The organism is Streptomyces sp. P9(2023), from assembly GCF_032436795.1.
Classification (GTDB): Bacteria; Actinomycetota; Actinomycetes; order Streptomycetales; family Streptomycetaceae; genus Streptomyces.
In genome coordinates, this window is record NZ_JAUPWM010000012.1 from 62,736 (window position 1) to 83,761 (window position 21,026).

Below are 21,026 nucleotides of genomic sequence, written 5' to 3' on the forward strand. Positions count from 1 at the left end.
GCGTGCGACATATTTACAGCTGTCCCCTGCGCTGGTCGGACATGGACGCCTTCGGGCACGTCAACAACGTCGTCTTCCTGCGGTACCTGGAAGAGGCGCGGATCGACTTCATGTTCCGGCTCGCGCCGGGCGACGGTTCGCCGTCGTTCTCCGGCGGGTCCGTCGTGGCCCGGCACGAGATCGACTACGTGAGGCCGTTGGTGCACCGGCACGCGCCGGTCACCATCGAGTCGTGGGTCACGAAGATAGGCGCGGCGTCGCTGACGATCGCGTACGAGATCAAGGACCCGGAGGTCACGTACGTACGGGCCGCCACGGTCGTCGTCCCCTTCGATCTGGAGGCCCAGCGTCCGCGCCGGATCTCCGCCGAGGAGCGGTCGTACCTGGAGGAGTACATGGACGACGGGATGACAGCCGCCGCATGATCGCGCCGCTGCACTTCGCCGACGCCCGGGAGGCGGCGGACCTCGCCGCCTTCCTGGCCCGGCTGATCCACTACGACCGCGCCGCCGCCGTCCGCCTCCAGGCCGGGGGCGGCGCGCTCGCCGTCTTCGGGCGGCCGCCGTCCTTCGAGGTGCTGGCGATCCGTACGGCGCGGCTGGTCGACGCGGTGGATCTGGATGTGACGGTGTCCGCCGGTGAACTCCTCGAAGGCATCGAGGAGTCGGCCGGCAAGGCCGTCGTCCCCGACGCCGTCACCGGACCGCCGTGGGCCGGTGTCCTGCCGCCCCGGGGCGGCTGGCAGCCGGTCGCCGGACTGCCGGTCGCGGTCGGTCTGCGCGGGGCGGTCGCCGCGGCGGTCGCCGAATTCCGTGCGCGGGACGAGGAGTTGCCCGAGGCGCGGCGCACGCGGGCCGAGCGGGACCGGATCGGGCGCGAGATCTGGTCGCGGACGGTCGCGGAGACCGGCCTCCCGCTGCGGGCGGTGCACGCGGCGCAGTCCCTGGGCTTCCTGCCGGGGGAGGGCGTGCCGGTGGCGCTGTTCGCCTCGGGCCCGTGGCTCCGGCTCCGTACGCCGTTCGGTTCGATAGCGGTACGGACCGTACCGTCATCCCTGCCCTTCGCCCCGGCCTGACCGTCGGCCGAGCCCCTGCCGTTCGGCCCCTGTGCCGTTCGGCCCCTGCCGTCAGGCCAAGCCCCTGCCGTCAGGCCAAGCCCCTGCCGTTCGGCCCCTGCCGTCAGGCCGAGCCCCAGCCCCCCCGCTCAGCCCTCCGCGTCGTCCGGCCACACGCCGATGTGGTCCTGCTCCAGCTCCAGGAGGACGCGGTCTTCCATCCCCAGGGACTCCGTGTACTCCGCCGGGAGTTGCAGCCGGCCCGCGCGGTCGAGCATCGCGTACTCGCGGGACACCAGGGACTCCTGGCCCTCCGCGTCGACCTCCGTGCGGCGCAGCACCTCGGAGGAGGTGCGGCCGTCGCGGATGGCGACCGTGCGGCGCACCTCGGAGGCGACCGTCTGGTCGTGGGTGACGATCACGATCGTCGTGCCCAACTCCTCGTTGGCGCGCCGGAAGGCCGCGAAGACCTGCTCGCCCGTCGCCGAGTCCAGCTCACCCGTCGGCTCGTCGGCGAGCAGCACCGAGGGGGAGTTGGCCAGCGCGACGGCGATCGCTACCCGCTGCTGCTGGCCGCCGGACATCTGGTGCGGCCTGCGGTCCCGGCAGTCCGCCACCTCCAGCATCGCGAGCAGCTCCTCCGCCCGCTCCGCCTTCCGCTTCGACCGGCCCCGCAACTGCATGGGGAGAGCGACGTTCTGGGCTGCCGTCAGATACGGGAGCAGGTTGCGCGCGGTCTGCTGCCAGACGAAGCCCACCACGTCCCGCCGGTACCCGAGGCGCGCCTTCGCGTCCATCGCCAGCAGGTCGCGGCCCGCGACCTTCGCCGCGCCCGCCGTGGGCACGTCGAGGCCGGCCAGGATGTTCATGAGCGTCGACTTCCCGCTGCCCGACGCCCCGACCAGGGCCATCAACTCGCCCTCCCGCACCAGCAGATCGAGGCCCTGGAGCGCCTGCACCTCCACGCCGTCCGTGGTGAAGATCCGTACCAGCCGATCGCAGGCGATCAGGGCGTCGTGCCCGTACGAGGGCCGGTCGCGGCGCGCCGTCGCCCGCTGCTCCAGCTCCGCCAGAGTGGTGTCGGTCGTCGTCATCGTGCGTCTCCTGCCCTGAGTTCCTTGATCGATCCGGTACGCGCGGACCACCACGCCTGAAGGGCCGCCGCCAGCGCCGCGAGGACCACGACGCCCGCCGCCGGCAGGGCCAGCGACCACAGGTCCGCCCGCAGCGGTGCGCTGTCGAGCGTGGCGGTACCGGGCGGCGCCGCCAGCGAGAGCCGGACCAGGTCCACGCCCGGCGCGAGCAGCAGGATCGTCGCCCAGCCGACGAGCGTGCCGCCGACCGCCGCGAGCAGCGCCTGCGGCAGCGCCTCCAGGCCGAGGAGCCGCCTGCCCTCCCTCCGGGTGAGTCCCATCGTCCGCAACCGGGCGAGGAGCGTGGCCCGTTCCGGCGCGGACTGCATGAGCGAAAGCAGCAGGGCGAGGACGGCGTAGCCCGCGCCCGCCCCGATCGCCGCCAGATAGATCCGCTCGGCGCCCGCCTGCATCGGCGAGTCCACGTACGTGGCCCGCCGCTCGGTCCGCAGCACCACCGAGAAGTCCGGGGACTTCGCCGCGACCACCTTCCGCAGCGCCGTCCCGTCCATCGCGGGGCCCGAGGCCAGCAGGACGGTGTCCTCGCCGCGGGGCAGGTCGGCGCCGTCGACCAGCAGGAAGTCCTGCTCGGGCAGGGCCGGCGTGGAGTTCCGTACCGCCACGATCCGTACGGCGAACTCACCGGCCGCCGCTTCCAGGTCCCGCGGCTCCGTGCCAAGCCGCTCGGCGATCGCGGGCGAGGCGATCGCCGGCAGGATCCGCTTGCCGCCGGCCTTCCCGTCCGCCCCCGTGGGCTTCAACAGGTCCGCCGGGAAGGGGCCGAAGCCGGTCCGTCCGGCGAGCCGGGTGTACGACTCCGGGTCCACGCCCACCAGCGCCGTGGTCCGCAGCTCCGGCCGCTGTCCCGTCCCGTCCGGCAGTGCCACGCCGTACTCGACCTGGACGGTGGCCACGTCCGTCACCCCGGCCGTGCGGCGCACCGCCGTCGTGAGCCCGTCCGTGAGCGGGACGGAATCGGCGTTCCCGGTCACCCGCGCGTCCGCGCCCGTCTCCAGGAGCGCCGCCCGGTCCCGCGCGTCGGCGACCCCGGCGAGCACCGAACCGCCGAAAGCGGCCGTCGTCAGCGCCACCAGGAGCGCCAGCAGCGGCAGCGTGCCCGTCGCCGAGGACCGCCCGGCCCGGGCGAGCGACAGATAGCCGACCGCACCACGCAGCCGGCGCGCCGGCCGGGCCGCCCACCGCAGCGGCAGCGGATACAGCCGTACGAGGACGAGCGCGGCGATCAGCGCGACGAGCACCGGAGCCGAACTCACCAGGTAGTCCCCGGAATCCCCGGTACCGCGGCGGCGCAGCGCGGCGACCGCGCCGACGGCCAGGGCGAGGACGGTGAGTTCGGCGACCGTACGGCCCCGGGACGGGCGGGCGGCGACCAGGTCCTCGCGCCCGCCGTGGGCGAGCGGCTTGCGGTGCAGGAACAGCGCCCGCAGCGGCAGCGCCACCGTGGCGAGCAGCGCGACCGCGCCGGCGGCGGCGAGCGCGGGCAGGAACCGGGCCTCGGGGAAGGCGAGGGTGGCGAGCAGCAGGCCGAGCGCGGCGGCGGGCAGCGCGAGCACCGCCGTCTCGCCGAGCAGCCGGACGCCGATCCCGGCCAGCGAACCGCCGCGCGAGCGCAGCAGCGCCAGCTCGGCGGCGCGCCGGGCGGCGAAGAGCCCGCCCGTCATGGTGATCACGACCGCCGCGACCGCGCCGATGCCGAAGGCGGCGACGGCGACGACCGGCGCGATCGCCGACCGCATCCCGCCGTACGCCGCCACGATCTCGTCGAGTCCGGTGGAGACCGCGCCGGTCCCGCCGACCGTCTCCCGGATCCGTACCAGGTCGGGGCCGCCGGACAGTGAGGCGAGGGCGGTGGTCAGCCGCGGCTCGTCCTGCGCGGTGAGCGCGCCGGCGTCGGGGGCGAACCGCCAGTACACCTCGGGCTCGCCGTTGCTCGCCAGGATCGTGGTGGTACCGGCCGGCGGCAGCAGCAGGCCGGCCTGCCAGTAGAAGTACGTGCCGCCGGCGGTGGTCTTCGACGCGTACACCGGGGTGCGCAGGAGCGGGTCGACGGACCAGTAGGAGCCCTGCGGGCCGCGCGGCTCGACGATCCCGACCACGGTCAGGGCGAGCGGCTCCTTGGCGAACAGCTCCGGTACGTGGACGACCGAACCGACCTTCAGGCGCAGCGACTTCGCCGTCTCCCGGGTGACGGCGACCTCGCTCGTCCGGCCGGGTTCGGCGCGGGTGGGCAGCCTGCCCTCCCGTACGGTCGCGTGGCGGTCGAGCTCCGGGAGCGTGGTGAGGGTGAACTCCGGGGGCAGGCCGGACGGTTTCGGGAGCCAGGATTCGAGTCCGGTGACCCGCTTGGTGGTCCGTACGCCGTGCGCGGACTGCGCCGGGTCGACGCGGAGCGGCGCGGGCAGCAGCTCCCGGAGCTCGGTGCTCTTCTCCGCGAGGCGGGCCGGCGACACCTCCTCCGCCCGGGCCTGCCGGGGGAGGTCGGCGGGCGGCTGGGCGGTGGTGATGTCGAGGACCGTGGTGCTGGGCTTGGCGCTCACGATGTCGTGGCGCAGGCCCTCGGTCTCGTACGCGTCGACGGTACGGGGGAGGGCGGCCGCGAGGAACGCGGTGACCAGGACGAGCAGCGCGAAGGCCGCCGCCGTCCCCGGCGCGGTCCGCAGCCGGGTCCGCACCCAGGGCGCGACGGCGCGGGCGGGACGTCCGCGGGCCGGACGTCCGCGGGCGGGACGTCCGCGGGAGCCGGCCGGGTCGGCGGCCGGGTCGGCGGGTCGGCCGTCCTTGCGGGGCATGTCGGTCGCCTTCCTGGCAGATGTCTGACGTGCTGTACGGCGCTTCACTGGTCCCCCTGGTGGCGCAGGGTCACGACCGGGTCGGTGCGGCGCAGCGCGATCGTGGCGACGATCAGCAGCGGCAGCGCGGCGACCCCGGCGAGCAGCAGGGCCACGTGACCGGGCGGGAGTTGGACCAGGACGCGCGGGACGGGCTGGGCCGCCTGCCCGGTCAGCACGATCAGCGGGACGACGGCCCGCGTCAGTACGGTGCCCAGCGCCACGCCCACCAGCAGGCCGATGCCGACAAGCAGCCCCTGCTCGGCGGCGATCAGCCGGGCCAGCTGGCGGCGCGGGGCGCCGAGCGCCCGCAACACCCCGAACTCCGCCGACCGTTCACGCGTCGAACCGGCCGCGCTCACCGCGAAGCCGACCGCCGCGAGCGCCGCCGCTGCCGCCGCGACCGCCATCAGCGCCGCGTTGGGGCCCGCGCCGAGCGGGTCGCCGAGCAGTTCGGCCGCCGTCTCGTCCCGTACGAGCACCTGCGCGGGGTCCGCGTCCGGCCGGGCGCGGAGCGCGTCGGCGACCTGGGCGGTGCGGTCGGGCGCGGTGGTCAGCCACCACTCGTTGGGCGGCAGGGTCGCGGTGGGATCGGTGGCGAGGAAACGGTTCGCCGCGTGCAGATCGACCAGCAGCGCGCCCCCGTCGTCGGGCGTGGCGGCCGGGGCGCCGGCGGACACGGGCGTGGCTCCCGGGCCCGTGGTCGGCAGATCCCGGACCGTGTCCACGATCGTCACGTTCAGCCGCAGGCCGCCGAGGGACACCTCGACCCGGTCGCCCTTCTTCGCCCCGGCGGCCGAGAGGAACGCGTCGGTCGCCACCCCGCTCAGCGTCGCGGGCGGGGTGGGGCGGGGGGCGGCGAGCCGCAGACCGTAGTCCTCCGACCCGCCGAAACCCGGATCCGGCGTCCCGGCCACGAACCCGACCCTGTACGGCGTCGATCCGGCGGACCGGCCGGACAGCGGGACCGGCTCCTTGCGTTCGCCGGCCACGCTCACCTGATAGGCGGCGGTCCAGGAGGTCAGGGAGCGCACGGCGTCGACCGGCCGCTCGGCGCCGCCCTCGTGGCGGGAGACGAGCCGCTCGACCGCGAAGGTCTGCTCCCCGCCCAGTCCGTCGACCACCGATCCGTCGAGATCCACCGCGGTCAGCGTCAGCGGGCCCAGGGGTCCGCTCTTCGCCGTACTGCCCGAGGTGCTCAGATCGAGCGTGAGGCGGTGCCGCTGCCCGTCGGCGGGCAGCGGGCCGAGGAGCTGACGGTACGGAACGCCGTACTGGTCCTCCACGACCACCGTCACCTGCACCGGTTCGGTGCCGGGGCGCGCCGTGCGGCGCAGGTCGAGCGCCAGCCCGCGGCTGCCGTCCGGCAGCGCGATCCCGGGGCGCGGGCCCGCCTTCGGGGCCAGCGAGGTGAGCAGTTCGCGGGCCGGGACGTCCGCGAGGTCCGGGCGGAGCAGGACGCCTTCGGCGGCGTGCCGGGTGTCGAGGGCGAGGACGGTCCCGGTCCGGTTGCCCGCGAAGCTCGTCGTCGAGCGGTGCGCGGGGGCGACCGATTCGACCCCGGGCAGGGCCGTGAACTCCCCGGCCTGGGCCGGGTCGGCGGCGCCGTTCACCAGGACCCGTACCGCCGTTCCCGTACGGAAGTCGGCCCGGTCCTCCTGCGAACGGTCCCAGGACGCGCTCTGCCCGATGGCGAGCATGCCCATCGCGACCGCGAGCACGAGCAGCAGCACCGGGCCCGCGCCGCGCAGCGGGCGGCGGCTGAACTGCCAGCCCGCGAGCGCGGCCGGCAGCCCCCGCCCGCTCGCGGCGCGCCGCTCGGCCAGCCGGGCCGTCGGCGGCAGCAGACGCAGGGTCAGGACGGTGCCGGCGAGCAGCGCGAGCGCGGGGGCGGCGACGAGCAGCGGATCGATGCCGAGCGCGCCCGCGCGGTCACCGGTGAGGGCCCCCGAGCCGGCGTCCCCGGAACCTCCGGAGCCGCCGGTCTGCCGGTCGAGCTGCCAGTACGCGACGGCCGCGACGACGAGCAGACCGACGTCCGCCCCGGCCCGTACCGGCGCGGGCAGCGCAGCCGCGCGCTTCCTGCGCAGCGAGACCACACCGCCGTCGCCGGTGCTCAGCGCGGGCGCCACGACCGCGGCCGCACAGCACACCGCGACGAGCGCCGCGACCAGCCACACCTGGCCGAGCGGGACGTCGTCCAGCCGGACACCGAGCGCGCCGAGCGCGGACCGGTCCGCGAGCAGCCGGGTCAGCGGCCCGGCGACCAGCGGGGCGATCACGGCGGCGGGCAGCGCGAGCAGCAGCGCCTCCACGGCGGCGAGCCCGGCGATCCGGCCCCGCGAACCGCCGCGGGCCCGCAGCAGCGCGGTCTCCCCGGACCGCTCGGAGCTGAGCAGCCGGGCGACCAGCAGCAGGGCGTACGCGGCGAGCAGCACCAGCTGCACCGCGACGATCATCAGGGTGGACCGGGAGACCAGCAGGGCCCGCTCGGTCTGCGCCAGGACCGTCGGCAGCGAGGTGCGCGCGGTGACGGTCCCGCCGAAGGCGGCCGTGTCGGTGGTGAGCGTCTTCGGGGCGGTCGAGGCGGCGGCGCTCAGCGCCTCGATCCGGCCGGTGGTGACCCCGGTGAAGTCGGCGGAGGCCAGCCACCACGACTCGCCCGAGGTGACCCGACCGGCGGCGAGGACGGCCGGGTCGGCGAGCAGCGGACCGTACGTCGTGAACACGACGGTCTTCACGCCGCGCCCGCCCGCCGGGTCCAACTGCCAGTACAGGTCGGTCAGATCGACGGGTCGGTAGACCCCGGTGACCCGGGCCTTCAGTGGCTTCCCGCCGAGCCGGTCGGCGAGGTCGAGGACGGTTCCGGCGCCGATCCGCAGCCGCTTCGCCGCCTCTTCGGGCACGGCGACGTCGATCGCGGGGTCCGCCGTGGGGTCCGTCGTGGGGTCCGTCCCCTTGCCGGGCCAGGTGCCCTTGACGAGTGTCAGGCGGGAACGGTCGAGGGCGGCGATGTGCGTGAGGTCCGGCTCGCCCTGGCGCGCGGCCGCGCTCTGCAGCGTGCGGGGGAGCGCGTACGGCCCCGAGCGCTCCAGCTTCCGTACGCTCACCGGCAGCCCGTCGAAGGTCCGGCCCGCCGCCTCGCGTACGGCGGCGTCGGCGCTCTCCCGCCGGTCCAGCGGCACCTGCCCGGCGACCACGAGCGCGGCGGCGGGCGCGGCCCGGCCCCGGAGGGTGCCCTGCAGGGCGGCGTTGCCGATGGAGCCCGAGAAGGCGGCGAGGGCGGCGAGCACGGACGTGGTGAGCAGAACGGCGAGGAGGGCGGCCGCGAGCAGCAACCGGTGCGCCCGCACACGCAGAAAGACGAACCCGGTCACACATCCCCCTGAACCCCCGCCGAACGTTCGTCCGATGCTTTCAGAGGGCACATGCCTCTGGAAACCGCTTGCAGGGGCACCTTGACTGGATCGTGACCGTTATCCGGGATTCAGGCTCCGGAATGCATCAGTCCGGAATGTGGCCGTCCGGAACGCGGTCCGGAAGGCGGTCCGGAACGCGGTCCGCAACGCGGTCCGGAAGGCGTCACTCCGCGGTGTTCACCATGGAGGCCGCCGCGTACGTCAGGTACTTCCACAGCTGGCTCTCGTGCTCGGGCGCGAGACCGAGCTCGTCCACCGCCGCGCGCATGTGCTTCAGCCAGGCGTCGTGCGCCGCGCGGTCGACCTGGAACGGCGCGTGGCGCATCCGCAGCCGGGGGTGACCGCGATTGTCGCTGTACGTGCGCGGGCCGCCCCAGTACTGGATCAGGAAGAGCACGAGCCGCTCCTCCGCCGGGCCGAGGTCCTCCTCGGGGTACATCGGGCGCAGCAGGGGGTCCTCCGCGACTCCCTGGTAGAAGCGGCGGACGAGACGCCGGAAGGTCTCCTCGCCACCCACCTGCTCGTAGAAGGTCTGCTCCTGAAGCGTGCCGCGCGGAATCTCGTTCACCGTTCCATCGTCTCAGATGCTCCGGCCGAGGACCGGAGGTCTAGGACCACTCGTCCGACCACCCGTCCGGCCACTCGCCTCCGTCCCTCCCGGGCGGGACAGTGGAGGCATGGGCGCTCAGCCGGACGGCTTCGCCGAGGACGGCGCGCGGGCGCGACGGGCCCTCGTGCGGGAGATCGAGGCGTACGGCGCACTGCGCGACCCCGCCTGGCACGCGGCCTTCTCCGCCGTCCCCCGCCATCTGTTCGTCCCCTCCTACTACGTCTCCGGGGCCGCCGGCTACGAACGCCTCTGGTCCGGCGACCCCGACCCCGCCCGCCGCGCCCGCTGGCTGCGCGGGGCGTACCGGGACGTGCCGCTGGCCACCCGGGTACGGGACGGAGAGCTGGTCACCTCCTCCAGCCAGCCCTCCCTGATGGCCCAGATGCTGGAGGCGCTGGACGTACGGGACGGGCACGACGTCCTGGAGATCGGCGCCGGCACCGGCTACAACGCCGCCCTGCTCAGCCACCGGCTCGGCGCGGAGCACGTCACCACCGTCGACATCGACGCGGAGATCACCGACTCCGCCCGCGTCCACCTCGCCGCCGCCGGACACCGGCCCACCGTGATCACCGGCGACGGCGCCCGCGGCTGCCCCGGGCGCGCGCCCTTCGACCGGATCGTCGCGACCTGCACCCTGCCGTCGGTGCCGTACGCCTGGCTCGCACAGTGCCGCCCCGACGCCCTCGTCCTCACCCCGCTCTCCACCGGGCTGCTCCTGCTCCGGGTCGACGACGCCGGCCACGCGGAGGGGCGCTTCCTCGCCACGGCGGCGTACTTCGTCGCCCTGCGCGGCGGCAACGCCCGCTTCCCGCGCGGCCGGCCCATGGGGCTGCCCCGGCACATCTTCGAGGACGACCGCTTCCAGTTCCTGCGCACGCTGGCGGAGGGAACCCTCGACGCGCGCGAAGCGCTCGCGCTCTGGCAGCGCGAACGGCGGCCGGAACGGGAGCGCTTCGGGGTGACGGTGAGCGAGGGCCGGCAGTGGGCCTGGCTGGACGACCCGACGGGCCCGTACGCCTGGCCCCTGCCGAGCGACTGAGCCGGTTACGGGATATCGGATATTGGATCCATGATCCTGGATCCAATATCCATGATCCTGGATATTGGATCCGGACCCGCCCCGGACATTGGATCCGAGATCCGGGATCCAATGTCCCGGATCCAATGGCCGGGATCCGGTATCCGAGGGCCGGCTAACCGCGGCGGATCGTGATCGTCGTCCAGGCGCCGACGTGGACCCGGTCGCCGTCCTGGAGCTGGATCGGGACGTACGGCTGGATCGGTTCTTCCGCGCCGTTGATCGTCGTGCCGTTGGTGGAGTTCTGGTCCACCACCGCCCACGAGCCGTCCGGCTGCTGCACCAGCACGGCGTGCTGGTGCGAGACGCCCGGGTCCTCCGGCGGCACCGACAGGTCGATGTCCGGGGATTCGCCGGTGGAGTGCCGGCGGCGGCCGATGCTGATCTGGTTGCCCTGGAGCGGCAGATGCTGCTCGGGGGAGTACGCGGGCAGGTTCAGCCCCGTGGCCTCCGGACCGCTGCGATGCATCATCGCCATGAAGTAGTCGCGGTCCGGCCCGATGTACGCCGACCAGCCCGCGGCGGGCCGCGGCGGCTGGTACTGCTGCTGCGGCATCTGCTGCTGAGGCATCTGGGGCTGCTGAGCCTGCGGGGGCGCCTGCGGCTGCGACGGCGGCGGCAGCACCCAGTCGTCGCCCGCGGGCGGATCCTGCCGCTGGGGCGGTGCCGGCGGCGCGGCCGGCGCCGGGGCCTGGAAGAAGGCGGGCGGAGGCGGCGGCGGTCCCTGCTGGAAACCCTGCGGCGGCTGCGGCTGCCCGGGCTGCTGCGGCTGCTGCGGGTACCCGGGCTGCTGCGGGTGTCCCGGCTGCCCCGGCTGCCCCGGCTGCTGCGGCGGTGCCTGGTGGTGGGTGGGGTCGGCGGAGAGCGGCTCGGCCGGCCGGTTCATCTGCGAGGGTCGCGAGCTCTGGTACTCGTAAGGATCGGGCTGCGGCTGCGCGGGGCGCGGCGGCGTCTGGAAGCCCGGCGGCAGGTTGAGCCCCGGTGGCGGGCTCTGCTGCGGCGAGGGCGGTGCCACCGGCGTGTACGAGGTCGCCGTGTTGGTCAGGAAGTTCCAGCGGCACTCCTCGCAGAACGGGGCCATGGCCTCGCGCGGGGTGCGGCACTGCGGGCAGAGCTCGGCGTGGGCGGTCGCGTTCGGGTCGTAACCCCCGGGCGGGGGGCCGGGGGGACCACCGGGATGACCGCCGGGGCCGCCCGGCCCCGGGTAGCCGTACGCGGGCGGCGGCGGGGGAGGCGGCGGTACGGCACCCGCCGGCGCACCCGCCCCGGCCATGCGGTGGCCGCAGACCTCGCACCAGTCGTCGGAGACCGACTGATGTCCGTTCGGGCAGGTCGGCATGTCGGTGCTTCCCCCTCTCGTCGTCCGGCCCCCTGGCCGGGCTACTTCTTGACGCGAACCGTCTTGGTGGAGCGGGTCTCGAGAGTCATCTCGTCCGCTTCCGCGACCTTCGCCTTCAAACGCACAGTACCGGTCGCCGCGTCGACGACGTCGACCACCTTCGAAAGCAGTTTCGCAGTGTCCTCGTTGCCGGAGGCGGCCGCCAACTGCACCGCGCGCCCCAGCTTCGCGGTCGCCCCGTCGTGGTCGCCGATCTTGCGGGCGTCCAGTCCCTGCTGGATGACCTGCGCCAACTCGGCCTGCCCCGTGTAGTGCGCGACCTGCGGATTGATCGACGTGGACATCGCCATGTCGTCCGTCCACACGGCCCGTACGAGCCCCTGGCCGAGCGTCTTCGGGGTGGCGCCCAGCGGGTCCGGGACGATCAGCGAGACCCGGGCGGCGAGCATCTCCTGCCCGATCCCGGCCTGCGGGACGCGGACGCAGACGTGGTAGTCGCGGGACTCGTCGCCCCACGAGCCGGTCGGGTAGTCCCCGGCGCGCGGGCCCGCCTCCGTCCGGCGCGCGGTCAGCTCCTCGACCGTCGGCGCGACCTGCTTGACGAAGGCGATCTCCACGCCGACCGGGGTCCACAGCCGGAGCGCGACATCCGCCACCTCCTTGCCCATGGCGTTCTCCATCATCACCGTGAAGTCCGCCGCGAGCCCCTGCGGATCGGCGACGATGTCGGCCGTGCCGAGCAGCGCGGAGGCGATCCCGGTGACCTCCTTGACCTCCCAGTCCGTACCGACACCGCGCGCGTCACAGGTGAAGCGGCCCGCGCACGCGTCGAGCGCGGCCCGCAGGTCCTCCGGCGACTCGTGCTCGTTGCGGCCGTCGGTGAGCAGGATGCCGTGCCGGATCGACACGTCGGCCGAGCCGAGCAGCCGGTCCGCGAGGCGCAGCCAGGTGCCGATCGCCGTACCGCCGCCCGCGCTCAGCCGGCGCAGGGCGTCCTTCGCCTGGCCGCGGGTGGCGGGTCCGGCGACGGCGAGCCGGCCGTTGCCGGGGTAGACCTCGTTCGCCACGTGCGTACCGGCGACGACGGCGAAGGACGTGCCGTCGCGCAGGGCGTCGATGGCGGCGGCGGTGGCGTCCCGGGCGCCGCGCATCTTGGTCGGCGGGTAGTCCATCGACCCCGAGCAGTCGACCATGATCACCACGGCCGCGTCCGCGCCGGAACCGCTCAGGGTCGTGCCACCGCTCGTGCCGCCGCCGGTCGACGTGACCGTGACGATGGCGTTGACCTCGCGGCCGCCCTCGGGCAGGAACTCGTTCTGGTACACGTCCACCGAGAACTGCGGCACGTTCGACTTGGAGAAGTTCGCCATGGGTTGAGGCTCCTCGACAGACACGCGTGAAACGGACAGGGGTGGCGACCGCTCAGGCCGATCCTGCCCCTTGTGGAGAGAGGGTGAACGGCAGCAGCGCCACTGTTACGTTGTCGTGGCCACCGCCGTCCAGGGCGTGGCCGACCAGCACCTGGGCGCCGTGCAGCGGCCGCCCGGCGGCGTCCGCCGGGACCACCCGGGCCATGTCGACAGCGGCCTCGGCGTAGTTCCAGAGCCCGTCCGTGCAGACCACGACCACCCCGGGGCGGTCGGGCTTGAACGCGGCGGTGTGCGGCTCCAGTTCGTACGCGTCGGCGCCGAGCCAGCCGGTGATGGCGTGGGCGCGCTCGTCCGCGTACGCCTCCGCCTCGTTCATCAGGCCCGCCGCGACCATCTGGGCAGCCCAGGAGTCGTCCTGGGTGAGCCGCGCGGGCGGGGAGGTGCGGTCGTCCGGCACCCAGTACGCCCGGCTGTCGCCGACCCAGCCGACGATCAGGAGTCCGTCGGCGACGACCGCGCCGACGATGGTGCAGGCCGGGGCGTTCTGGTGGCGGTGCGGGTCCTGCTCCGCGCCGTCCTTGCCGGGCTCCTCCGCGAGCGAGTTGACGGCTTCGGCGGCGGCGACGATCGCCTCGTGCATGGCCTGCTGCGGGTGGGCGCCGCGGGGCAGGGCGGTGAGCAGCGACTGCCCGGCCGCGCGGGCGGCGGCGGCGGAGGCCTCGTCGGGCCGGGTCGCCGAGGAGACGCCGTCGCAGACGATCGCCAGGGTGGCGGGGGAGCCGTCGGGCAGCGCGGTGGCCGAGACCGCGAACGCGTCCTCGTTGCGGTGGTGGCGCAGCCCGCGGTCGCTTACGGCGGCGACCGTGGAGAGCTCCTCCTCCATGTGGTCGCGTTCGCGCGGCTGGGCGTGCCCGCAGTTCTCGCAGTACCCGTCGGAGTCCACGGCCCCGGCCCGGCAGGCGACGCACAGCTTGGTCCCGGCGGGCGGGGTGGCGGTCGACGGTGCGAGGGCCTGCGGGGCGGCGGCCCGGGGGTCGGGCGCCGCGAGCGTGAAGTCCCCTCCGACGGCCTCCGGTCCGGAAAGGGCGGAGGCGGCGGCGGGCAGGCCGTCGGTGCGGACCGGCACCGTCGGCAGGTCGCGCCCGCCCGAGTCCGTGCCCGGGAGGTCGCCCGGGTGCTGGGTCGCCGTCGAGAGCGAGCCCGGCTCGCGGGACGGCGGCTCGGGCCAGGCCACGGGCGTGCCGATCGCGACCGTCGGACGGTCCGGCTCCGGGGCGGCCATCGCCGGTACGGCCGCGAGGTCGTGTCCGCACCCCCCGCAGAACCGGTCGACCGCCTCCACCGGCTCCGCGCAGCCCGGGCAGGCGGACAGTTCGTGCTGGGGCATCTGGGACATACTCACACCCACGTCCGGGGGCGGAAACGGTTTGCCCGCTCCACCAGTTCGATCCTCTCCTCGCCCCGCTGAGCGAGCCGGGCGAGCACCCGGTACGAGCGTTCGAGGCCGAAGCGCAGCCCGCGCTCGTCCAGTTCGCTGCCGAGCAGCCGCGCGCCGTCCGGAGCCGCTCCGGGACTACCGGAGAGTACCCAGTCGAGCGCCGAGCCGAGGACCTCGGTCGACAGCCGTTCGCGGCGCACCGCGTCCAGGCCGAAGTCCTGGAGCGCGGAGACCTGCGCCGCGGCGGCCGTCAGGTCCGCGCCGAGCGCCTCGTGCGCGGCGCGCCGCCGCAGCCGCGCCCGTACGGCCGCGACCCGGGCCGCCGTGTAGTGGATGGACGCCTCCGGTACGGACTCCAGGGTCCGTACGGCTCCGGTACGGTCGCCGGCCGCCAGCCGGACCCGGGCGAGCCCGAACGCGGCGCTCACATGGCTCGGGTCGGTCGCCCACACCAGGCGGTAGTACTCGGCCGCGTTGTCCAGCTGGCCGAGCACCTCGGCGCAGATGCCGAGGGCCAGCTTGGGCGCGGGCTCCCCGGGGAACGCGTCGTAGATCGCGTCGAACGACAGCGCCGCGTTCTCGTGGTCGCCGGTCACCAGCGAGGTGACGCCCCGGTACCAGACGACCCGCCAGTCGTCCGGGTGCTGCTCCTCCAGCGTGGTGAGCGCGCGCCCGGCCGCGCCCAGATCGGCCATCTCCAGGCGGGCCCGCAGCTCCCGCAGCCGCAGCTCCAGGGAGGGCGCGGGCGCGGTGTGCAGGGCGCTGATCAGCTCGGCGGGCGCGGAGGCCATCATTCCGGCGAGGAACCCTGCGTTGGGATCGCCCGGGTCCACGCGCGGCACGGGCAGCGCGAGCGACGCGGCCGGCCCGTCGAGCGGCGCGAGGAAGACCCCGTCCGGAACGGCGACGGCCCCGCCCTGCGCCGGAACCGGCACCGGAGCCGGCCCACCGGCCGCTCTCTGCGCCGGCACCGTGGCCGGCACACCGCCCGGAGCCGGCACACCGCCCGGAGCCGGCGCACCGCCCGGAGCCGGCGCACCGCCCGGAGCCGGCGCACCGCCCGGAGCCGGCGCACCGCCCGGAGCCGCCACGGCAGCCGACCCGGCCTGCCCCGGAAGCGGAGCGGCCTTGCGCCGCCCCGTCTCCCGCGCCCCCAGGGCCGACACGTCCTCCGTCAGCTCCCCGAACAACTCCGTGTCCGTGACCCGCAGTTCCGTCCCGAACAGAGTCGAGAGCGCCGGGCGCGGGCGGCCCGTCTGGAGCGCGACGACCTCGCGAAGCACACCCGTCAGCTGCTCCGCCATCTCCTGCGCGGAGGCGAACCGGCGGGCCGGGTCGGGGTCCGTCGCGCGCACCAGGAAGCGGTAGAACGACTCGTACGTCCGCAGGACCTCGACGTTCTCCGGGTCGGGCAGCGAGTCGACGAAGACGTTCGTGTAGCCCTGGAAGTCGAAGGTCAGCACGGCGAGCGTGCGCGCCACCGTGTACAGGTCGCTCGCAACCGACGGGCCGACCTCGGCCACCTCGGGCGCCTGGTAGCCGACCGTGCCGTAGATCGCGGAGTCGTCGTCGTCCATCCGCCGGACCGCGCCCATGTCGATCAGCTTGAGCTGGTCCTCGGACTGGATCGCGTTGTCGACCTTGAAGTCGCAGTACAGCAGGTTCCGGCTGTGCAGGTGGCCGAGCGCCTCCAGGGCCTCGATCCCGTACGCGCAGGCCAGCTCCACCGGCAGCGGGTCACGGCGGCCGTCCGGCGTCCGACGGTCGTTGGCGATCTCCTTGAGCGACTTGCCGCCGACGTACTCCATCACGATGTAGCCGTCGAGGGAGCCGGTGCGGGTGTCGAGGTGCTCGACGAAGTTGTAGATCCGGACGATGTTGGAGTGCTCGATCTCGGCGAGGAAGCGGCGCTCCGAGATCGCCGCCGCCATCGCGTCCTGGTCGCCCGTGTCGAGCAGGCCCTTGAGGACGACCCAGCGGTCGGAGACCGCCCGGTCGACGGCGAGGTAGATCCAGCCGAGGCCGCCGTGCGCGAGACAGCCCGCGACCTCGTACTGCCCGTGCACGATGTCCCCGCCGCGCAGCTTCGGCATGAAGGAGTACGGGTGCCCGCACTTGGTGCAGAAACCTTCCGTACGGCCCGGTCGGTCACCGCGCGAACGGCCCACCGGGGCGCCGCAGTCCGAGCGCGAACAGAATCGCTTCCGCTCGGGAACCTCGGGGTTCTCCATCACCGCGGCGCGCGGGTCCGGGCGCGGCACCTCCGGGATCGTCACCAGGCCGGCGCCCAGCCGGTTCCGACCGGACTGCGCGGTCGACGAGCCGGAGCTGCGCACCGACACCGAACGGGCGGTGCTGCTGCCCGACAGCGAGCGCGACAGCCGTCCGGAGACCGAGCGGCGCGAGGTCGAGGACCGGGAGGAGCGCGAGGAGGAGCGGGCCGAGGCCCGCGAGCTCGACCGGGACGAGCCGGACCCGGAGCCGCCCCTGCCGGGCACGGCCATCCCCGTCGGGTTGGACTGGAGCCGGCCGTCCCCAAGCTCTCGGCTTCGCTCGAGCAGGGGAGACCCCAATGCTGCCACGACGGGGGCGAGCCCGCAGGTGTCGCAGTACAGCTCGCCGCCGCCCATGTCCTCGTACGAGCCCTCGCAGGAGGGACGCTGACAGCTGTTCACGACGGTCTCCCCGCCCACGACGGACTCCCCGCTCACCACTGGCTCCCCCTGGCATCTCTCGGACCGGACAGCACCTCGGCCGCCGCCTGCTGGTAGCGCAGCACCGCCTGCCCGGCGACCCGCAGGTCGCAGGGCGCGCTCCACAGCATCCGGCGCGCCGCGTCGTACCGCTCGATCAGCAGCGGATCCTCCGCCGCGCCGAGCCGGGCCACCTTCGCCTTGTACGCGTCGAGCCGGCCGCGCAGCTCGGCGCGGACCGCGAGCGGCGCGGTGACGGCGGTCAAGGAGGCGCGGGCGCGCTGCAGTTCGTCCTCGGCCTCCTGCTCCAGGGACTCCAGGAGCGGCGAGAGCCGGTGCCACTGGGCGTGCCTGCGGTACTCGGCGGCCGTCGCCAGGCGCTCCTGGAGGGCGGTCGGCGGGCCGCTGACGGCCGGCACCTCGGAGGCGGCGATCTTGGCGAGGACCTCGCCGCGCGCCACCCGCGCCTCGGCGAGCGTCCGGTCGGCGCGCGAGAGGACGTCCCGCAGCCGCAGCAGCCGCTCCTCGGAGTCCTGCCGGACCGCGAGGACCGCCTCGATCTCCCGCCGGATGTCCTCCAGGGCGCGGGCCGCCCGGTCGTACCGCTCGGTGTCCGGCCGTCCGCCGCCCGGGGCCGAACTCCCGGCGGCCGGCCGCCAGAAGGCCAGCGGGTCGGTGACGACCTGGGAGCGCAGTGCGGTCAGCTCGGCCGTGATCGCCTCCAGCTCGTCACCGGCCGGATGCTCTCCGGGCCGGACGCCGACGGAGTGCGCGAGCGACCGCGTCCGGCCCAGCTCGGCGGCGAGCAGGTCTATCCGGGCGGGCAGCGCGGACCAGACGGCGTCGGCGGTCACGACCATGTCGAGCGAGGACGCGTACAGCTCGTTCATCCGCTCGACCAGCGCCTCCAGGCTGAACCGCTCGGAGAGCCGGGCGGGACCGGCCGCCGTCGGCCCGGCGGGCTGCTGCGCCCCGCCCGCGACGAGTACGCTCTCGCCGCGCAGCCGCTCGGTCAGCTCCACCAGGTCCTCGCGGCTGGCCCAGCGCCGCCGGGCCCGCAGCTCACGGGCTTCGTGGAGGGCGCCGGTGTACGCGTCGAAGTAGGTCCAGAGCACGGTGATCGACCGCTCGGTGGACTGCCAGCGGTCCCGGGTGGTCCCGGTCAGCTCGGCGCCTTCGAGCAGCCTGCGGCCCGCGTGGTCCTGGAGCGCGAGCAGCGAGTCCTCGATCGCCTTGTGCTCCGCGTCGAGCCGCGCCAGCGCACGGTCCACCTCGTCCCGGTCCATCACCGGCCCGGGGGTGCCCGCGACGCCCATCGATCACCTCTCGCTCTACTTGTACATGGGTGCGGGCGGCCCGGATATCCCGGGCAGGTCCGCCTTCAGCCACCGGTCGTACGCCGCCTGCCAGCCGTTCTGGCGGTACTGGACCAGGACCTGGTTGACCCGGCGGACCAGGTCGTCGTTGCCCAGCTTGGCGGCGACTCCGTAGAACTCGGTGGTGAACGGCTTGCCCTTGAGCTCGACGGCCGGGTCCTGCGCGGCCTGTCCCGCCGCCAGCGCGTTGTCCGTGACGACGGCGTCGACCTCGCCCATCTGGAGCCGGGCCAGGCAGTCCAGCTGGTTCGGGACGGTGAACCGGTCCCGGTCCTCCTTCGTACCGTCGCCCTCGTCCTTGAAGGTGGCTCCGAAGGAGTCGGTCTCCAGGGCCTCGTAGGCGGTGGAGCCCTCGGCCGTGCAGACCCGCTTCCCGGCGAGGGAGGAGTCGTACCCGGTGATCGTCTCGTCGTCCTTGGCCGCCAGGACCTGCTGGCCGGCCTGGAAGTAGGCGGTGGAGAACGCGACCTGCTGGATCCGCTTGCAGTTGATCGTCATCGTGCGGACGACGAGGTCGACCTTGCCGGAGTCCAGGGCCGCGATCCGCTGGTTGGTCGGGATCGTGCGGTAGATGATCGCGTCCTCGCTGCCCAGCAGCTCCTTGGCGATCGCCTTGGCCAGCGTGATGTCGAAGCCTTCCAGCTCCCGGCTCTCGGGGTTGAAGTACCCCCAGTTGAAGCTGTTCTGGTCGACGCCGACGACGAGCTTGCCGCGCTCCTTGATCGCCGCCACCGCCGGGCCGTCCTCGGTGGACGGGGTGAGCGAGGCCTCCGGGTTCTGGCAGGTGTCCGCCCTGACCTGCACGCCGGTGCCGACACCGGGGCCGGTGACCACGGAGTGCGCGGCCGGCGGGCCGCTCCCGCCGCGGGCGAGCGGCAGCAGCGTCAGCGAGGCCGTCAGCCCGCAGGCCACCGCCATCGCGGCCACCCCGCCCCAGCCGCGCGGACGCGCCAGGGGACGGTCGCTCAGCAGCCCGGCGAGCCCGGCCGGGCCACGCCTCCTCGCGCCGTCGACGCCGTTCCGCATCCCGCCCCCTCTCACCGGTACTCCGACAGCCTGCGGTTGATCCCCATGACAGCGCCCGCCGCGCCCAGGATGCCGAGTGCCGCCGCGCCCAGCGGGAGGGCGGTCAGCGCGCCCCGGCCGCCCTCGGCGGCCTCGGTGAACTCGCGCTGCTCGTGGTCCAGGGCCTTCTTCAGGTCCGCGTCGACCTGGTCGAAGGACTGCCCCGTCGACCCGTCGCCACCCACGACGCCGGCCCGCGCGCCCTCGTAGTTGCCCGCGTTGTCCTTCTCCCGGGCGTCCTTGTGGCGCTGCTGCCACTCCTCGGTACGGGTCGAGGCGTCGGTCAGCGGAGTGCGCCCGGCGTCGTCGTCGGCGAGGCCTTCGGCTTGGGTGAGCGCGGCCGTCAGCGCCTTCATGCTGCTGACGTAGTCGGTCTCGTACTTGTCGTTCTTGCCGTCGTCGGTGAGGACCGCGCCGCGCGCGACCAGCGTCAGGTTCTCGTTCGCCCGGGCCTTCAGGGAGTTGATCCGGGCGGTGTTGAGGACCTGGAGGGAGTTCTGCCCGTCCGTGCGGGCGTCGCTCAGGCCGGCGCGGGCCACGGTGTGCGCCGCCGCCAGCCAGAGCAGGACGACCACGGAGGCGGCGGTCGCGGCCAGCAGCCCCTGGTTGAACACCCGGTTCGTCCGCGCGTACGTACGGCGCTGGGCCCAGACCAGGACGGCGAGGGCGACGATCCCGAGGGCGAGCGACATGAACGGCCAGTCCCTGGCCTCCTCGTCGTCCTGCTGGAGCCGCGCTGTCTCCGCCGCGTACAGCCGCTCGGCGGCCGGCAGCAGCTGCGTGGTCATCTTCTGGTTCGCGTACCGCAGATAGGCGCCGCCGAGCGGCAACCCCTGCCGGTTGGCGGCGCGGGCGCGCTCGACCAGGCCGGTGTAGAGGGGGAGTTGTTCGTTCAGGACGGTGATCTCGCGGGCCGACTCCGCCGAGCCGCCGGTGCTCGCCGCGGCCTTCACCAGCAGGCGGGAGGCGGTGGTGATGTCGTCCGTGTACCGCTTCTGGAGGTCCGCGGGGTCACGCTTCGTGGAGAGGAAGGCGCTGGCGGCGGCCGTGTCCGCGTCGGCGAGCGAGCGGTAGATGTCGGCGGCGTCGGCGCTCAGCGGCTGGCTGCGGCTCACCACGTCGTCGGCGGAGGAGGACCGGTCGGACACCTCGTAGGCCGTGACGGCCCCGAACGCGACGACCAGCAGGGCCAGTACGGCCCCGAGGATCTGGAGCCGGCCCGGCTCCGTCGTGGCGGCACGGCGCAGCACCGCCCTGGCCTCGCCCCAGGCCCCCCGGCCTTCGGGCGCCGGGGTGGCGGGTGCGTTCGGCGGCTGTGTCAACGTCAACGTGGCCTCCCCCTCGGTCCGACGTCCCCGGCCAGCAGTATGGCCTCAGGGACCCCACCCGCACACCAGGAATGACTGGATCTTGTTCCTATCGTTCCCATCGCGCCCCACCCGCGTGGGCGAATCCCCTGCTATCAATACGACTTTCCACCCCCGTCGGTTCCACTCCCCGCCCCACTCGAACGAGTGAACGATGGCGGTGGGTGGCGACGGTCGACGAGAACGGTGAACGATGACCGGGGCGCCCCCGCGAAGGAAGCGCCCCGGCGTC

Annotated in this window: 14 protein-coding genes; 3 read left to right on the forward strand and 11 right to left on the reverse strand. The window is 74.5% G+C overall.

The annotated features are described in order from the left end of the window. Nucleotides 1-2: 2 nt before the first annotated feature. Together Q5762_RS18490 and Q5762_RS18495 are read left to right on the forward strand one after the other, a co-directional pair. A complete protein-coding gene (locus tag Q5762_RS18490; protein ID WP_315893246.1) occupies nt 3-425 on the forward strand; it encodes a thioesterase family protein in 423 nt (140 codons plus the stop codon). Beyond that, nucleotides 422-1,075 (forward strand): hypothetical protein, encoded by a 654-nt coding sequence (locus Q5762_RS18495; protein WP_315893247.1) that lies wholly within the window; start codon nt 422-424, stop codon nt 1,073-1,075. Before Q5762_RS18490 ends, Q5762_RS18495 begins: the two co-directional genes overlap by 4 nt. A 128-nt stretch (nt 1,076-1,203) precedes the next feature. On the opposite strand, the gene Q5762_RS18500 is transcribed toward Q5762_RS18495, so the two are convergent. The 4 genes from Q5762_RS18500 to Q5762_RS18515 all read right to left on the reverse strand — a co-directional run bounded on the left by Q5762_RS18500 (nt 1,204) and on the right by Q5762_RS18515 (nt 9,023). Then, nucleotides 1,204-2,148: an ABC transporter ATP-binding protein gene (locus tag Q5762_RS18500; protein WP_315893248.1), complete on the reverse strand. Its 945-nt coding sequence runs from the start codon at nt 2,146-2,148 to the stop codon at nt 1,204-1,206. Beyond that, complete coding sequence (locus Q5762_RS18505) at nt 2,145-4,997, reverse strand: FtsX-like permease family protein (protein WP_315893249.1); 2,853 nt, start codon at nt 4,995-4,997, stop codon at nt 2,145-2,147. The genes Q5762_RS18500 and Q5762_RS18505 overlap by 4 nt, the downstream gene beginning before the upstream one ends. Before the next feature lie 44 nt (nt 4,998-5,041). Then, a complete protein-coding gene (locus Q5762_RS18510; protein WP_315893250.1) occupies nt 5,042-8,413 on the reverse strand; it encodes an ABC transporter permease in 3,372 nt (1,123 codons plus the stop codon). A 205-nt stretch (nt 8,414-8,618) separates the two neighbouring features. Then, a complete protein-coding gene (locus Q5762_RS18515) occupies nt 8,619-9,023 on the reverse strand; it encodes a globin (protein ID WP_315893251.1) in 405 nt (134 codons plus the stop codon). A 109-nt stretch (nt 9,024-9,132) separates the two neighbouring features. Here Q5762_RS18515 and Q5762_RS18520 point away from each other — a divergent pair, with 109 nt between their 5' ends. Continuing rightward, complete coding sequence (locus tag Q5762_RS18520) at nt 9,133-10,107, forward strand: methyltransferase domain-containing protein (protein WP_315893252.1); 975 nt, start codon at nt 9,133-9,135, stop codon at nt 10,105-10,107. Between the two features lie 154 nt (nt 10,108-10,261). On the opposite strand, the gene Q5762_RS18525 is transcribed toward Q5762_RS18520, so the two are convergent. From Q5762_RS18525 to Q5762_RS18555, 7 genes are all read right to left on the reverse strand, one after another. Next, nucleotides 10,262-11,485, reverse strand: a complete 1,224-nt coding sequence (locus tag Q5762_RS18525) for an FHA domain-containing protein (protein ID WP_315893253.1) — start codon at nt 11,483-11,485, stop codon at nt 10,262-10,264. Nucleotides 11,486-11,526: 41 nt separating this feature from the next. Further along, nucleotides 11,527-12,855: a VWA domain-containing protein gene (locus Q5762_RS18530; RefSeq protein WP_315893254.1), complete on the reverse strand. Its 1,329-nt coding sequence runs from the start codon at nt 12,853-12,855 to the stop codon at nt 11,527-11,529. 52 nt (nt 12,856-12,907) lie between these two features. After that, the gene (locus tag Q5762_RS18535; RefSeq protein WP_315893255.1) at nt 12,908-14,251 is read right to left on the reverse strand and encodes a PP2C family serine/threonine-protein phosphatase; all 1,344 of its coding nucleotides are present in this window, start codon (nt 14,249-14,251) and stop codon (nt 12,908-12,910) included. A 2-nt stretch (nt 14,252-14,253) separates the two neighbouring features. Then, nucleotides 14,254-16,923 carry a tetratricopeptide repeat protein gene (locus Q5762_RS18540; protein ID WP_315893319.1) on the reverse strand — a complete coding sequence of 890 codons (2,670 nt, stop codon included), beginning with the start codon at nt 16,921-16,923 and terminating at the stop codon, nt 14,254-14,256. Nucleotides 16,924-17,000: 77 nt separating this feature from the next. Further along, entirely contained in the window at nt 17,001-18,302 is a 1,302-nt protein-coding gene (locus Q5762_RS18545; RefSeq protein WP_315893256.1) for a hypothetical protein, read from the reverse strand. Nucleotides 18,303-18,317: 15 nt separating this feature from the next. Continuing rightward, a complete protein-coding gene (locus Q5762_RS18550; protein ID WP_399495198.1) occupies nt 18,318-19,388 on the reverse strand; it encodes a glutamate ABC transporter substrate-binding protein in 1,071 nt (356 codons plus the stop codon). A gap of 11 nt (nt 19,389-19,399) precedes the next feature. Further along, entirely contained in the window at nt 19,400-20,749 is a 1,350-nt protein-coding gene (locus Q5762_RS18555) for a hypothetical protein (RefSeq protein WP_399495203.1), read from the reverse strand. Nucleotides 20,750-21,026 lie beyond the last annotated feature (277 nt).